At 68.8% G+C, this 14,251-nt stretch carries 11 protein-coding genes and 2 pseudogenes; 7 read left to right on the top strand and 6 right to left on the bottom strand.

Translation table 11 applies throughout. The features are described 5' to 3' along the window. The 3 genes and pseudogenes from RMP08_RS07730 to RMP08_RS07720 all read left to right on the top strand — a co-directional run. Window positions 1–318, top strand: a pseudogene (locus tag RMP08_RS07730) (DNA polymerase III subunit beta); the annotation flags it as partial. A 31-nt stretch (window positions 319–349) separates the two neighbouring features. Beyond that, complete coding sequence (recF, locus tag RMP08_RS07725) at window positions 350–1,477, top strand: DNA replication/repair protein RecF (RefSeq protein ID WP_310468416.1); 1,128 nt, start codon at window positions 350–352, stop codon at window positions 1,475–1,477. Between the two features lie 242 nt (window positions 1,478–1,719). Continuing rightward, on the top strand, window positions 1,720–3,300 hold the full coding sequence (locus RMP08_RS07720) for a DEAD/DEAH box helicase (protein WP_310468418.1): 1,581 nt from the start codon (window positions 1,720–1,722) through the stop codon (window positions 3,298–3,300). Between the two features lie 29 nt (window positions 3,301–3,329). Here RMP08_RS07720 and RMP08_RS07715 read toward each other — a convergent pair whose 3' ends face one another. Continuing rightward, window positions 3,330–4,733 carry a M20/M25/M40 family metallo-hydrolase gene (locus tag RMP08_RS07715; protein ID WP_310468415.1) on the bottom strand — a complete coding sequence of 468 codons (1,404 nt, stop codon included), beginning with the start codon at window positions 4,731–4,733 and terminating at the stop codon, window positions 3,330–3,332. Window positions 4,734–4,861: 128 nt separating this feature from the next. Between RMP08_RS07715 and gyrB the strand changes: the two genes are divergently transcribed. Together gyrB and RMP08_RS07705 are read left to right on the top strand one after the other, a co-directional pair. Further along, window positions 4,862–7,369 carry a DNA topoisomerase (ATP-hydrolyzing) subunit B gene (gene gyrB / locus RMP08_RS07710; RefSeq protein ID WP_310468413.1) on the top strand — a complete coding sequence of 836 codons (2,508 nt, stop codon included), beginning with the start codon at window positions 4,862–4,864 and terminating at the stop codon, window positions 7,367–7,369. Between the two features lie 73 nt (window positions 7,370–7,442). Beyond that, on the top strand, window positions 7,443–8,174 hold the full coding sequence (locus RMP08_RS07705) for an endonuclease/exonuclease/phosphatase family protein (protein ID WP_409049781.1): 732 nt from the start codon (window positions 7,443–7,445) through the stop codon (window positions 8,172–8,174). A gap of 4 nt (window positions 8,175–8,178) precedes the next feature. Here RMP08_RS07705 and rpoN read toward each other — a convergent pair. The 5 genes and pseudogenes from rpoN to RMP08_RS07680 all read right to left on the bottom strand — a co-directional run bounded on the left by rpoN (window position 8,179) and on the right by RMP08_RS07680 (window position 12,270). Further along, window positions 8,179–9,662, bottom strand: a pseudogene (rpoN, locus tag RMP08_RS07700) (RNA polymerase factor sigma-54). Between the two features lie 14 nt (window positions 9,663–9,676). Further along, the gene (lptB, locus tag RMP08_RS07695) at window positions 9,677–10,453 is read right to left on the bottom strand and encodes an LPS export ABC transporter ATP-binding protein (protein ID WP_310468410.1); all 777 of its coding nucleotides are present in this window, start codon (window positions 10,451–10,453) and stop codon (window positions 9,677–9,679) included. Window positions 10,454–10,457: 4 nt separating this feature from the next. Further along, the gene (locus RMP08_RS07690) at window positions 10,458–10,982 is read right to left on the bottom strand and encodes an LptA/OstA family protein (protein WP_310468409.1); all 525 of its coding nucleotides are present in this window, start codon (window positions 10,980–10,982) and stop codon (window positions 10,458–10,460) included. A 5-nt stretch (window positions 10,983–10,987) separates the two neighbouring features. Beyond that, window positions 10,988–11,626, bottom strand: a complete 639-nt coding sequence (gene lptC, locus RMP08_RS07685) for an LPS export ABC transporter periplasmic protein LptC (protein ID WP_310468408.1) — start codon at window positions 11,624–11,626, stop codon at window positions 10,988–10,990. 23 nt (window positions 11,627–11,649) lie between these two features. After that, on the bottom strand, window positions 11,650–12,270 hold the full coding sequence (locus RMP08_RS07680) for a ribonuclease D (RefSeq protein WP_310468407.1): 621 nt from the start codon (window positions 12,268–12,270) through the stop codon (window positions 11,650–11,652). Window positions 12,271–12,489: 219 nt separating this feature from the next. Between RMP08_RS07680 and RMP08_RS07675 the strand changes: the two genes are divergently transcribed. Further along, window positions 12,490–13,335 (top strand): cold-shock protein, encoded by an 846-nt coding sequence (locus RMP08_RS07675; protein ID WP_310468406.1) that lies wholly within the window; start codon window positions 12,490–12,492, stop codon window positions 13,333–13,335. A 138-nt stretch (window positions 13,336–13,473) separates the two neighbouring features. Next, entirely contained in the window at window positions 13,474–14,235 is a 762-nt protein-coding gene (locus RMP08_RS07670) for a hypothetical protein (protein ID WP_310468405.1), read from the top strand. Window positions 14,236–14,251 lie beyond the last annotated feature (16 nt).

The raw sequence follows: 14,251 nt of genomic DNA, 5'->3' as shown, positions 1-14,251 counted from the left end.
AGCTTCATGCAGGGCGTCGACCGCGTCTCGACGATCGCCAGCGAAAAGACCCGCGCGGTCAAGATGAGCGTCGACCGCGACAAGGTGACGCTGTCGGTGACCAGCCCCGAGAATGGCCTGGCGACCGAGGAACTCCCCGCCGACTATGGCTCCGACGGGCTCGAGATCGGCTTCAACGCCCGCTATCTGATGGACATCCTCCACGAGATTGAGGGCGACAGCGTCGAGGTTCATCTCGCCGACGCGGCCGCGCCAACGCTGTTGCGCGAAAACGACCAGTCCAACGCGCTCTACGTCCTGATGCCGATGCGGGTGTGAGCTTCGGGCCGAAGTGCTACTTCGGCCCGGCATGAGCTCCGTCACCCGCCTCGCCCTCACCGATTTCCGCTCCTACGCCACCGCGCTGATCGAGCCGGGGCCCGGGTTCGTCCTGCTCAGCGGCGACAATGGCGCGGGCAAGACCAATCTGCTCGAGGCGGTCTCGCTGCTCACCCCCGGCCGCGGCCTGCGCGGCGCGGCGCTCGGCGAAATGGCGCGCAGCGATGGCCCGGGCGCGTTTGCGGTGAGCGCGAAACTAACCCCGTTCGTGTCGAGCGAAGTCGAGACACCGCGCGAGCATCCCTCGACGTCGCTCGGGACGAACGGCGTCGTGGATATCGGCACCGGCACCCTCGCGACCGCCCCCAAGCGCCGCCAGGTGCGCATCAACGGCGCCCCCGCCGCGGTCAACAGCCTCTCGGAATGGCTCTCCGTGCTGTGGCTGACCCCGGCGATGGACCGCCTGTTCACCGGCCCCGCCGGCGACCGCCGCCGCTTCCTCGACCGCCTCGTCCTCGCGCTCGAGCCCGGCCACGCCCACCATGCCGCGCGCTACGAGGCGGCGATGCGCGCGCGCAACAAACTCCTCGCCCAGCCCGATGACGCCGACCCCGCCTGGCTCGCCGCATTGGAGGCCGGCATGGCCGAGCATGGCGCCGCGCTGGCCGCCGCCCGCGCCCGCGCCGTCACCGCGCTCGGCGAGGCGGTCGCCGACAGCCGCGGCGACGACTTTCCGCGCGCCGCGATCGCGCTCGAGGGGTGGGACCTGGCTGACCTTGCCGCCACCCTGCGCGCCAACCGCGGCCGCGATGCCGCCGCCGGCCGCGCCACCCACGGCCCTCACCGCCACGACCTCACCGTCACCCACGCCGCCAAACAACAACCCGCCGCGCGCAGCTCGACCGGCGAGCAAAAGGCGCTCCTGCTCGGCCTCGTCCTCGCCCACGCCGATCTCGTCGCCGCCCGCCGCGGCGCCCCGCCTCTGCTCCTGCTCGACGAGGTCGCCGCCCACCTCGACCCCGGCCGCCGCGCCGCTCTGTTCGCGCGCCTCGAAGGCCGCGGCCAGATATGGCTGACCGCGACCGAGCCCGCGCTGTTCGACGGCATCGCCAACGCCAGCCATTACGCCGTCGCCGAAGGCCACCTCACCCTGCGCTGACCCACGCCCTATGCTGCGCCGCACAAAAAACTGGACATTTGTGGCTTGCGCGCCTATCTGCGTGGCTCACGAGACACATTGCGGCGTGATCGGACCCACCTCCACTCGATGGAACCGGGCCCCGGCCGTGTCTCGGAGCGATTTTTCGCCAAGCTCTCCAAATCACGCGGGGCGCACAAACCCCGCCGCCGACGCATGCGCATTTTCGCGCCCCGCGTCCCGGCAACTATTAGGTATTTCCCATTACGACTTTCGTTTCGCTCGGGCTCTCGCAGCCCGTCCTCGATGCCCTCGCGTCGAAGAATTACACCGTGCCGACGCCGATCCAGGCGCAGGCCATCCCGACCGTCTTGAGCGGCCGGGACCTGCTCGGCATCGCCCAGACCGGCACCGGCAAGACCGCGGCGTTCATGCTGCCGTCGATCGACCGCCTGGTCGCCTCGGCCAAGCGCCCGGCGCCGGGCCGCGCCCGCATGCTCGTGCTCGCCCCGACCCGCGAGCTCGCCAGCCAGATCGCCGAGAGCGCCAAGCTTTATGCACGCGGTTCTCGCTTGCACGTAGTGACGGTGTTCGGCGGCACTTCGATCTACCGCAACCGCCAGGACATGGCGCGCGGCGCCGACATCCTCGTCGCTACCCCGGGCCGCCTGGTCGACCACGTCGAGCTGAACGCGATCCACCTCGACGCGGTCGAGATCCACGTCCTCGACGAGGCCGACCCGATGCGCGATCTGGGCTTCATCCACGCGCTGAAATGGGTCGTCGCCCGCCTCCCCAAGGTGCGCCAGACCCTGTTCTTCTCGGCCACCATGCCGCCCGCCATCCGCCAACTCGCCGACCAGTATCTGAAGGATCCGGTGCAGGTCGCGGTGACCCCCGCCGCGACCACCGTCGAGCGCGTCGAGCAGTCGCTGACCTTCGTCGACCAGAAGGAAAAGGGCTTCCTCCTCACCCTCTATCTCCAGCGCGAGCCGATCGAGCGCGCTCTGGTGTTCAGCCGCACCAAGCACGGCGCCGACAAGATCGTCCGCCAGCTCGCCGCCGCCGGCGTCCCGTCGAATGCCATCCACGGCAACAAGAGCCAGCCGCAGCGCGAGCGCGCGCTGGCCGACTTCAAGTCGGGCCGCACCAAGGTGCTGATCGCGACCGACATCGCGGCGCGCGGGATCGACGTCACCGGCGTCAGCCACGTCGTCAATTACGATTTGCCCAACGTGTTCGAGCAATATGTCCACCGCATCGGCCGCACCGCGCGCGCCGGCGCCACCGGGATCGCCTTCTCGATGGTCGCGCATGACGAGCGCGCTTACGCCCGCGGGATCGAGAAATTGACCCGCCAGACGATCGAGGTTCGCCCGCTGCCGAGCGATTTCGGGACCGAGGTTGCGCGCCTGCGCACCTTGCGGCCCGCGCCCGAGCCCGCGCGCGGCCAGCGTCCGCCGCCGCGCCATGCGTCGACCCCGCGCCGCGACTACGAGCCGCGCCGCGACGGCCAGCAGCCGCGCCGCGATCACCAGCCGCGCCACGACACACCGCGCGATGCTCAGCCGCACGGTCACCGCAACGGTCCGGCGCGTCCGGCCCATGCCGGTGCGGCTCGCCCGGCGCACGCCGGTGCCGGCCGTCCGGCGCATGGCCAGGCCCGCCCGCAAGGCGGCCCCCGTCCGCAAGGTCAGGGCCGTCCGCAAGGCCAGGGTCGCCCTGCCGGTCCCGGTCGTCCGCAAGGTCCCGGCCGTCCGCAAGGGCAGGGCCGTCCGCAGGGCCAGCGCCCCGCCGGCGGCAACCGCGGCGGCCGCCCCTCGGGGCAGCGCAGCAGCTACTAATTTCGCAAAACCGGTCGGGCGTGCGCGGCTTAGTCCGCGTACGCCTTGACCAGGTCGACCAAATAATCGCGCCCGACATACACCGAGCGCACTTCCATCCGCTCGTTGAGCCCGTGCGCGCCATTGCCGTCGGGGTCGCCCCACATCCCCGGCACGCCGTAGGTCGGGATTCCCGCCGCGGCGAGGAAGGTCGCGTCGGTGTAGCCGTTGGCCATCGACGGGATCAGCGGGATGCCGGGGAAATAGCGCTTGGCCAGCCGCTCCATCGGCGCCACGATCTTGGCGTCGAGCGGCGGGGCAGGGGGCGACGGCCGCACCGGCGGCAGCGCCTCGATCGTCACCCCGGGATCGCCGATCACCCGCGCCAGCTCGGCCTGCGTCTCTTCAATCGTGTGGGTCGGGAAAATCCGGCAATTGACGTTGGCCCCGGCGCGCTGCGGCAGCGCATTCTTGGCGTGCCCGCCGTCGAGCATCGTCGCCACGCAGGTCGTGCGCAGGTTCGAGTGCAGGAACGGGTCCTTGTTGACCACCGCCTCGGCCGCCTTGTCGTTGAGGTTGGCGGCGAGCGCGACCATCGCCCGCCCCAGCTCGTTATTGCGCCCAGCCCCTGAGCGCGCGAAAAAGCTCCGCGTGACCTCGGTCATCTCGGCCGGAAACTCATGCTCGTCGATCTTGGTCAGCGCCCGCGCCAATTGGTAGATCGCGTTGGCCCGCACCGGCACCGACGAATGCCCGCCGGGGTTGCGCGTCTCGAGCCGGAAGTTAGCGAAGGTCTTTTCGCCGACCTGGATCGACTGGCCGACCAATTTGCCTTTGCCGTCGCTGTCCCCGCCGCCGCCCTCGTTGAGCGCGAATTCGGCGTCGATCAGCTCGCGCCGGTTTTTGGTCAGCCACTCGGCGCCGTTGAACGCGCCGTTGGTTTCCTCGCCGCACGTCAGCGCGACCTTGATCGTCCGCTTGGGCCGGTAATTCTGCTGCTTGAAGCGGACCAGGGCATCGACCCACACCGCCGCCATCGCTTTGTCGTCGGCCGAACCGCGCGCGTAGAAATACCCGCCTTCCTCGACCAAGGTGAACGGGTCGCGCGTCCAGTCTTCGCGCTTGGCCTCGACCACGTCGATATGCGCCAGCAGCAGGATCGGCCGCAGCGTCGCCGAGGTCCCCGGATAGACCGCGACCAGCCCGCCTTCCTTGGGGTGCGCGGGGTCGGCAAACAATGTCAGCTGGCTGTCCGCCATCCCCGCCGCCCGGAGCCGCGCCGCCATCCGCTCGGCGGCCAATGTGCAACTGCCTTCGGACAGCGTGGTGTTGGTCTCGACCAGTTCCTCATACAGCGCGCGAAACGCCACCTGGTCGGGCCGCAGCGGCTCCGCCGCCTGCACTGGGCTGGTCACCGTGGCCGCCAGCAAAACCGCCGAAAATACCCTGCGCATCGCCGATCTCTCCCAACTGGCAGCGATATTGAGCAGATTTCCCCAACCCGCGATAGCCGCCCCGACTCACGCGCGCACACACGCCCACGCGCGCGTGACTTTCCGCACCGAGTCCCTATATCGAGGGCATGGCAGAAGACCCCAATCAGAACGACTATGGCGCGGACCAGATCAAGGTCCTCAAGGGCCTCGACGCGGTGCGCAAGCGGCCCGGCATGTACATCGGCGACACCGACGACGGCTCGGGCCTCCACCACATGGTGTTCGAGGTCTCGGACAACGCCATAGACGAGGCGCTCGCCGGCCATTGCGACCGCATCCTGATCCAGCTCAATCCCGACGGCTCGGTCACCGTCGAGGACAATGGCCGCGGCATCCCGACCGGCATCCACGAGGGCGAAGGCGTCTCTGCGGCCGAGGTCATCATGACCCAGCTCCATGCTGGCGGAAAGTTCGAGAACACCAGCGAGGACAATGCCTACAAGGTGTCGGGGGGCTTGCACGGGGTCGGCGTCAGCGTTGTCAACGCGCTGTCGGAATGGCTCGACCTGACCATCTGGCGCGACGGCCAGGAGCACAACATGCGCTTCGCGTTCGGCGACGCGGTGTCGCCGCTCAAGGTGGTCGGCCCCGCGCCCGAGGGCAAGAAGGGCACCCGCGTGACCTTTTTGCCGAGCCCGGCGACGTTCAAGATCACCGAGTTCGACTTCGACCATCTCGAGCACCGCTTCCGCGAGCTCGCCTTTTTGAACTCCGGCGTGCGGCTGATCCTCGCCGATGCCCGCCACGAGGAGCGCGTCGAGCATGAGCTTTATTACGAGGGCGGGATCGCCGCGTTCGTCAAATATCTCGACCGCGCCAAGACGCCGTTGTTTCCCGAGCCGATCGCCATCTCGGCGGTGCGCGACGGGATCGGCATCGACGTCGCGCTCGAGTGGAACGACAGCTACTACGAGAACGTCCTGCCGTTCACCAACAACATCCCCCAGCGCGACGGCGGCACCCACATGGCGGCGTTCCGCGCCGCGCTGACGCGGACGATCAACAATTACGCCGACAAGTCGGGGATGCTGAAGAAGGAAAAGGTCACGCTGACCGGCGAGGACATGCGCGAGGGATTGACCGCGATCGTCTCGGTCAAATTGCCCGATCCGAAATTCTCCAGCCAAACCAAGGACAAACTGGTGTCGTCCGAGGTCCGCCAGCCGCTCGAAAGCCTGATGAGCGACAAGATGACCGAGTGGCTGGAAGAGCATCCAGGTGATGCTCGCAGTATCATCCAGAAAACCATCGACGCCGCCGCCGCCCGCGAAGCGGCGCGCAAGGCGCGCGAGGCCAGCCGCAAGTCGGTGATGGGCATCGCCTCGCTGCCGGGCAAGCTCGCCGACTGCCAGGAACGCGACCCCGCCTTGAGCGAACTGTTCCTGGTCGAGGGCGATTCCGCCGGCGGCTCGGCCAAGCAGGGCCGCAACCGCCAGAACCAGGCGATCCTCCCGCTCAAGGGAAAAATCCTCAACGTCGAGCGCGCGCGGTTCGACCGTATGCTCGGTTCAAAGGAAATCGGCACGCTGATCCAGGCGCTCGGCACTTCGATCGGCCGCGAGGAATTCAACCTCGAGAAACTGCGCTACCACAAGATCGTGATCATGACCGACGCCGACGTCGACGGCGCCCACATCCGCACTTTGCTGCTGACCTTCTTCTACCGCCAGATGCCCGATTTGATCGAGGCCGGGCACCTCTTCATCGCCCAGCCGCCGCTCTACAAAGTCGCCCGCGGCCGCTCCGAAGTGTATCTCAAGGACGACAGCGCGCTCGACGAATATCTGGTCGATGCCGGGCTCGACGGGTTGGTGCTGGAGACCTCGGACGGCCCGCGTTCGGGCAAGGATTTGCGCCATTTGCTCGAGCATGCGCGGCGGATGCGCACGCTGATGCGCTACGCCCCGCGCAAATACGATCCGGCTCTGATCGAGGCGCTGGCGCTGTCGGGCGCGCTCGACCCGGCGCTCGACAAGGCCGGCCGGCTCAAAGCCGTCACGCGCGTCGCCGCGTGGCAGGGCGGCGGCGATCTCGAGGCCGAGTGGTCGGGCGAGATCGCGACGGAAGGTGGCTATCTGTTGCGCCGCCTGTGGCGCGGCGTCACCGACGTGACGATCATCGAACCGAGCTTCGTCGCCTCTGCGGAGGCGCGCAAGCTGCACACCCTCGCCTCCGAGCAGGCCGCGCTGTACGCCAAGCCCGCCACGCTGAAGAGCCTGGGCAAAGCGGCTCCGGCCTCGCCCGAGCCGGTCGCTCCAACCGACGCCGACGGCCAGGAGCCGGCGGAAGAAACCGTGATCGCCGACGCCAGGAAATCGACCCCCGTCACGCGCCCGTCCGAATTGCTCGACGCGGTGCTCGCGGCGGGCCGCAAGGGCCTTTCGATCCAGCGCTACAAGGGTCTCGGCGAGATGAACGCCGAGCAATTGTGGGAGACCACGCTCGATCCCGCCAACCGCTCGCTGCTCAGGGTCGAGGTCGCTCAGGCCGACGTCGCCGACGAGATCTTCACCCGCCTGATGGGTGACGTCGTCGAGCCCCGCCGCGAGTTCATCCAGGACAACGCCCTCAACGTCGCCAATCTGGACGTGTGAGGAACCCCGATTCGATCGCGGGGTTGGCGGCAGCGTGACTCCCTACCCCACCATCACCGTCGCCAGTTACAACATGCGGAAAGCGATCGGCACCGACCGCCGCCGCAACCCCGGCCGCGTGCTCGAGGTGCTCCAGGAAATCGACGCCGACGTGGTCGCGCTGCAGGAGGCGGACAAGCGCTTCGGCGGACGCGGGTCGGCGGTGCCGCACGAACTGATCGACGACCACGGCCTGTACAAGCCGGTGCCCTTCAACGTCCGCAACCGCCGCGTGATGGACCGCATGCCCGGCGGCAAGCAGGTCGACAAATTCCTCAATCTCGACACCCGCAATATCGGTTGGCACGGCAATGCCCTGCTGGTGAAGCGCCATGTCGAGGTGATGGACGTCGCCGCGCTCGAGCTGCCGACGCTTGAGCCACGCGGCGCGGTGCTCGCCGAATTGCTGTTCGGCGATCGGCCGCTGCGCGTCGTGGGCCTTCACCTCGACCTCTCCGGCCTGTGGCGGCGGCGCCAGATGCGCTTCATCCTCGACGCCATCGCCGCCCGCCCCCAGCCGATGCCGACCGTGCTGATGGGCGACACCAACGAATGGCGCGTCGCCGCCGGCTGTCTCAAGGATATCGGCCCTGGCTACCGCCTCGCGCCGACCGGCCTCAGCTTCCACGCCCGCCACCCGGTCGCCGCGCTCGACCGCATCATCGTCGACACCGCGCTCAGGATCGACGCCGCCGGAGTCCACTGCAGCCCCGCCGCGAAAGTCGCCTCGGACCATCTGCCGATCTGGGCCCGGCTGTCGGGCTAATTCCTCAGCCCCCCGTCATTTTCCGTTGCCGCCGCCGCTGGATCGACGAGCCGATCCCGATCGCCTCGCGATATTTGGCGACCGTGCGCCGCGCCAGGTCGAACCCGCGCGCTTTCAGCAAATCGACCAGAGTGTCGTCGCTGAGGATGTCCGTCTCGGCCGCGATCAGCTCGCCGATCGCCGCCTTGACCGCCTCGGCCGCCGCGCTCTCGCCGCCCTCCTCGCCGCCGCCGACCCCCGACCCGAAGAAATACTTCAATTCGTAGAAGCCGCGGTCGCACAGCAGATACTTGTTCGAGGTGACCCGGCTGACGGTCGATTCGTGCATCTCGATCGCGTCGGCGACATCGCGCAGCGTCATCGGCTTCAGCGCGCTCACCCCGCGCTCGAAAAAGCCGTGCTGGCGCTTGACGATCTCCGACACCACCTTGACGATCGTCCGCGCCCGCTGGTCGAGCGCCTTGACCAGCCAGTTGGCGCTGGCGAGGCATTCGCTCAGCCACGCCTTCGACGCCTTGTCGTGTGGCCCGCTCTTGAGCTCCTGATAGTAGCGCCGGTTGACCAGCAGCCGCGGCAAGTTCGCGCTGTTCAGCTCGACCGCGAACCCGCCGCTGCGCGTGCGCCGCACGAACACGTCGGGCGCAACGCTGTCGGCGGCGCCCCCGGAAAAACGGCAGCCCGGCTTGGGGTCGTAGGCTCTGAGCTCGCGGATCATGTCGGCGAGGTCCTCGTCGTCGACCCCGCAAATCCGCTTGAGCGCCGCCATCTGGCCGCGGCTGAGCAGGTCGAGATTGTCGATCAGCCGCGCCATTGCCGGGTCGTAGCGGTCGGCCGCCTTGGCCTGCAGCGCGAGGCATTCGGACAAGCTGCGCGCCCCGACCCCGGGCGGATCGAGCTCCTGGACCAATGCCAGCGCCTGCTCGACCAGTGCCCGCGAGGTTCCGGTCGCCTCGGCGATGTCGGCCACCGCGACGGTGAGATAGCCGGTTTCCTCGAGCATCTCGGCGATTGCCCGCGCCAGCTCCCCGGCCTGTCCGGGGGCGCCGTGGAGCTGGTTCAACAGATGTTCGGCAAGCGACCCCGCGGCATATTCCAGGCGGTCGAAGTCGAACCCCTCGTCGCCCCCGCCGCCGCTCGCCACCGCATCCGAAAAACTGTCGGTCTCGAGCGCCTGGTCCTGCCAGTCGATGTCGAGCGGGCGGTCGTCGTCGGCGCCGGCGATGAGGTCGTCGGCGCCGGGGTCGTCGGGCGGCTCGAAGCTGTCGGGTTCGTTGTCGCCGCCGGATCTCTCAGCGGCATTGGGCTCGCCGTCGCTGCCGTCATCGTCGCCGCTGCCGCCTTCGAGCAGCGGGTTGCGGCTCAATTCCGCGGCGACGAACGCGTCCAGCTCGAGGTTGCTCAGCGCCAGCAATTTGATCGCCTGGCTCAGCTGCGGCGTCATCACCAGCGACTGGGAATGGTGATGTCGATGCGCGGGCCGAGCCCCATGACCGCGCCGCCCGTTACAGCGCGAAGCTCTCGCCGAGGTAGAGCCGGCGGACTTCGTTGTCGGCGACCAAAGCTTCGGGCGTGCCCTGGAACAGCACCTGGCCATCGTAAATGATGCAGGCACGGTCGACGATATCGAGCGTCTCGCGGACATTGTGGTCGGTGATCAGCACCCCGATGTCGCGCTGCTTCAGCTCCCGCACGAGGTCGCGGATGTCCGAGATCGAAATCGGGTCGATACCGGCGAACGGCTCGTCGAGCAGCATGATCGACGGGTCGGCGGCCAATGCGCGGGCGATCTCGCAGCGCCGCCGCTCGCCGCCCGACAGCGCCATCGCCGCCGAGCCGCGCAAATCGGCCAGCCCGAACTCGCCGAGCAATTGCTCGAGCCGGGCGTCGCGCGTCGCTTTGTCCGGCTCGGACACCTCGAGCACGGCAGAGATGTTCTGCTCGACGGTGAGCCCGCGGAAGATCGAGGTCTCCTGCGGCAAATAGCCCAGGCCGAGGATGGCGCGGCGGTACATCGGCAAGTCGGTGATGTCCTGGCCGTCGAGGAAAATCCGCCCGCTGTCTGGCTTGACCAGCCCCATCACCGAATAAAAGCAGGTCGTCTTGCCCGCCCCGTTGGGGCCGAGCAGCCCGACCACCTCGCCGCGCGAAACGGTCAGCGAAACGTCGTGGAGCACCGCGCGGCGGTCGTAGGACTTGGCGATCGAGCGCACTTCCATGCCGCGCATCGGCCCTGGCGGCGCTTGCTGCATCGTGCGCGGGAGGGCCGCTGCCTCGTTCATGCGGCTAACGGGTGCCGCGCTGTGGCACCGTGAAGCGGCCGGTCACCCGACCGCCCTGCTGGCCCACCCCCGCCGGGCCGCCGTCGATCACCGCGCGGCCGGAGTTCAAGTCGATCACCAGCCGCGAGCCGTTGATGGTCGATCCGCCGCGGTTGAGCTGGACCGCGCCGACCAAGGTGATCAATTTCTTGTCGAGGTCGTAGATGCCGAAATTGCCGCGCGCGGTCTCCGACGGGCTGCGCACCACCACCCCGCCGCTGGCGTCGAGGCGGCGGATCTGAACCCCGCCGCTGCTGGTGTAGGCGACCGTCAGCCGCTCGGTGTCGAGGCTCAGCGCGGCCTGCCGCACCTTGACGCTGCCGGCGAAAATCGCGCGGTCGGCGCGGTCCTGGACCTCGATGCGGTCGCTGGCGACGTCGATCGGCGCATTGCTGTCGTGGCCCTTGAGCGCCGACACCGGCTGACCCTGCGCAATGCCGGCCGAAGAGAGCGACAGGAGCATGGCGCTAAGCAGGAACGGCTTGGTCATGCGCATCATCTGACTGCACCTTGCACGATTTTCAAGCGAGCGCCCTGATCGAGCACTACCCTTCGCTCGTCCAAATCGGCGCGCATCCGCCCCGCGGTGAATTTTCCAAGCCGCATTTCGCCCGCCACCCCGCCGCTGCTGAGCAGATTGTTCTGCTTGAGGTCGACCGTCACGTCGTTGGTCACCAGCCGGTAGCCGTCGGGTCCGGCCACCCGCACCGGCCCGGCGACGGTGACGATCTGCGTCTCGAGGTCGTAGCGCCCGCGGTCGGCGGCGACCGCCAGCGGCCCGCGCGCCATGAACAGTCGCGCCACCATCCCGCTGATGTCGACCACCGGCACGTCCGAGCTGCGCTGCACGGCGTCCTGCGCGACGATGGTGAACTTCTGCCCGTCATTGTCCTCGCCCGAATAGCGCGCGGCCTCGACCCGCATCCGCTCGGGCGCGGTCTCGGCTTGCTTCTTGTCGAGGATGAAGCTCACTTCGCTGTCCTGCTCGAGCGGCGCGATGGCGAGGATCGCAATCAGCACCCCGACCGCCGACGGCAACGCCACCTTGGCGACGCGGATCAGCCGGTCGTGGCGGCTCCCCGGCTCGGCCCAATGCTGGCGCGCCGCGCGCTCGCGGAAAGCGGCCTCAGACATCGGCCAATCCGGGGGCTGCGGCGTCAGGCATGCGCGAAAATGTCCTGCTCCGCCCAGCCGGCGAGGTCGAGCAAGGCACGGTGGGGGAGGAAGTCGAAGCACGCCTGCGCCAGCTCGACGCGCTGCTCGCGGACGAGTCGCTCGTCGAATTTCTCCTTGAGCGCGTGCAAATAGCGCACGTCGCTCGCCGCATAGTCGCGCTGGGCATCGCTGATCTCGGGTGCCCCCCAGTCGCTGGTCTGCTGCTGCTTGGAGATATCCTGGCCGAGCATCTCCTTGACCAGCTCCTTGAGGCCGTGGCGGTCGGTGTAGGTGCGCACCAGCCGCGACGCGGTGCGCGTGCAATACAGCGGCGCCGCGATGATTCCGAGGTAGGCGCGCAGGATGGCGACGTCGAACCGCGCGAAATGATACAGTTTCAATCGCCCCGGGTCGCCCAGCAGCGCTTTCAAACGCGGCGCCGCATAGTCGCTGCCCGGCCCAAACCGCACCAGATGCTCGTCGCCCTTGCCGTCGGCGAGCTGGACCAGGCACAATCGGTCGCGCCCCGGGAGCAGCCCCATCGCCTCGGTGTCGACCGCGATCGGCCCGTCCGCGAAGGTGACGTCGGCGGCCAGGTCCTCTTCGTGAAAAAAGATGCTCATTCGGTCTCCCTTGCCCGCGTGACCCCGGCGCGGATGCCACCCTTTACGCGGGGTAGCGGGCCGCGTTCCACCCCTACGCGATGGAATCACTAGAGCGTTGCCCTTTTTTCCTGTAAGGCCGTGAACGGTGCGTGAGCGGAGCGCGCCCGACCGGTTGCGCCTGTGGGCCCAGCGCGTTGGTTTTGGTGGTTGATGCGGGCACGAGGAAGTTTGACGGGCATGGGTTTCGACAGAGGGCGTAAAGGCGAGCGCGGTGGTCGCGGGCGCGACAAGCGCGACGGGTTTTTCGAAGAGAGCTTCACCAGCACCAACGACCGCGGTTCCGACCGCGGCGGCGGCTTCGGCGCGCAACCGCGCAGCTACGGCGATCGCGGGGCAGGGCCCGGCGGTGGCGGCGGTGGCTTCGGTGATCGCGCCGGCGGTGGCGGCTACGGCGGCGGCGGCGGCGGTGGCTACCGCGGCGGCGGTGCTGGCGCCGGTGGCGGCGGCGGCTTTCGCGGCGGCGGCGGCGGTGGCGGCGCGGGCGGCATGCCCCCGCAGGTCGTCGGCGAAGGCAAGGGCGTCGTCAAATTCTTCAACCCCCAGAAGGGCTTCGGCTTCATCGTCCGCGATGACGGCGGCGAGGATGTGTTCGTGCACATCTCGGCGGTCGAGCAGGCCGGCCTCGCCGACCTCGCCGACGGGCAGCCGCTCGAGTTCACCTTGGTCGACCGCGGCGGGCGCGTTTCGGCGACCAATTTGCGCATCGAGGGCGAGCCGATGGAAGTGTCGCGCGGCGGCGGTGGCGGCGATCGCGCCGGTCCCGGCGGCGCCGGCGCGGGTGGCCCGCAGCGCCAGCTGACCGGCGAGAAAGCCAGCGGCACGGTCAAGTTCTTCAACGCGATGAAAGGCTTCGGCTTCATCTCGCGCGACGACGGCCAGCCCGATGCGTTCGTCCACATCTCGGCGGTCGAGCGCGCCGGCATGCCGACCATCAACGAGGGCGACCGGCTCGAGTTCGAGATCGAAGTCGACCGCCGCGGCAAATATGCCGCGGTCAACCTGACCCCGATCCAGCCCGAATAAGCTGGACCTGACTCTATGACACGGCCGTCCGGCAATCGCCGGGCGGCCGTTTTTTCATGGCCGCCGCTCGCCCGCCAAGCGATTGACGATCCGGAAATATTTTCCTGCTAGCCCGACGCCAGTCAGGGGAGGGGAAGCATGTTCGGACGCCGCAAGGAGCCATTTCGGTCGCCCGCGCCGCCCGCGCCCCCGCCGCCGCCGCCGAACCCGCCACGCGCCGGCGAGCCGTTCCCGATCGACAAGATGGACCGCGCGCTCGAAGCGACCATCCGCCTGTTCACCCGCGTCCTCGACGGTGCCGGGGTCGATGCCGGGCCGCTCGCCCTGCGCGGGCCGGTGCCGGACAAAGTCGGCGCTTTGCTCGCCACTTGCGCCACCTACCGCGCCGGCGACGACGCCGCGCCGACCTACCTCGCGCTGGGCATCACGCCCGACTTCAAGGCGTTCTCCTACCCGCCGCATTGCCGCCTGTTCTTCATCCTCAATTCGGTCGGCATCTGCGAGGACCCGGCTGCGGCGCGGATCCTCACCGACCTCGCGCCGCACCAGCTTCCGGCGCCGTTGATCGACGCCCACTTCATGCGCCGCTGGATCCGCTTCATCCTGCCTACCGCCGACGCGCTCAAGCAGGGCCAGGCGGCGCTCGAGTCGCTGATCAAATCGCTGATCGACGCGTTGGTCGAGGTCGCCCGCCAGGTTCCGCCCGAGTTCGCCGCGCGGATCGATGTGGAGGGGATGGCGCGCGAATGGGGCTCGGGCTTTCCCGGCACGATCGGCCGTCCGCTCGATGACAGCGTGCCGCGCATGAACGGGCTGCCGATGACCCCGTTCATCGAGAACGTGCTGATCGGCGAGCTGGCCCGCATCCAGGCCGAAGGGCTGCGTCAGCAGCACGGCTGATTCGGCAGTCCGCCGC

It is taken from the genome of Sphingomonas sp., from assembly GCF_031426035.1.
In the GTDB taxonomy this organism is placed as follows: Bacteria; Pseudomonadota; Alphaproteobacteria; order Sphingomonadales; family Sphingomonadaceae; genus Sphingomicrobium.
The sequence above is the reverse complement of the archived record's forward strand: the minus strand, read 5'-3'. Positions and strand labels throughout refer to the sequence as shown.

Excerpts from the sequence above, each read along its gene's own strand:
- recF (WP_310468416.1), top strand. The coding sequence starts at position 350 with ATGAGCTCCGTCACCCGCCTCGCCCTCACCGATTTCCGCTCCTACGCC.
- RMP08_RS07715 (WP_310468415.1), bottom strand. The coding sequence starts at position 4,733 with ATGCGCAGGGTATTTTCGGCGGTTTTGCTGGCGGCCACGGTGACCAGC.
- gyrB (WP_310468413.1), top strand. The coding sequence starts at position 4,862 with ATGGCAGAAGACCCCAATCAGAACGACTATGGCGCGGACCAGATCAAG.
- RMP08_RS07705 (WP_409049781.1), top strand. The coding sequence starts at position 7,443 with ATGCGGAAAGCGATCGGCACCGACCGCCGCCGCAACCCCGGCCGCGTG.
- lptB (WP_310468410.1), bottom strand. The coding sequence starts at position 10,453 with ATGAACGAGGCAGCGGCCCTCCCGCGCACGATGCAGCAAGCGCCGCCA.
- RMP08_RS07690 (WP_310468409.1), bottom strand. The coding sequence starts at position 10,982 with ATGACCAAGCCGTTCCTGCTTAGCGCCATGCTCCTGTCGCTCTCTTCG.
- lptC (WP_310468408.1), bottom strand. The coding sequence starts at position 11,626 with ATGTCTGAGGCCGCTTTCCGCGAGCGCGCGGCGCGCCAGCATTGGGCC.
- RMP08_RS07680 (WP_310468407.1), bottom strand. The coding sequence starts at position 12,270 with ATGAGCATCTTTTTTCACGAAGAGGACCTGGCCGCCGACGTCACCTTC.
- RMP08_RS07675 (WP_310468406.1), top strand. The coding sequence starts at position 12,490 with ATGGGTTTCGACAGAGGGCGTAAAGGCGAGCGCGGTGGTCGCGGGCGC.
- RMP08_RS07670 (WP_310468405.1), top strand. The coding sequence starts at position 13,474 with ATGTTCGGACGCCGCAAGGAGCCATTTCGGTCGCCCGCGCCGCCCGCG.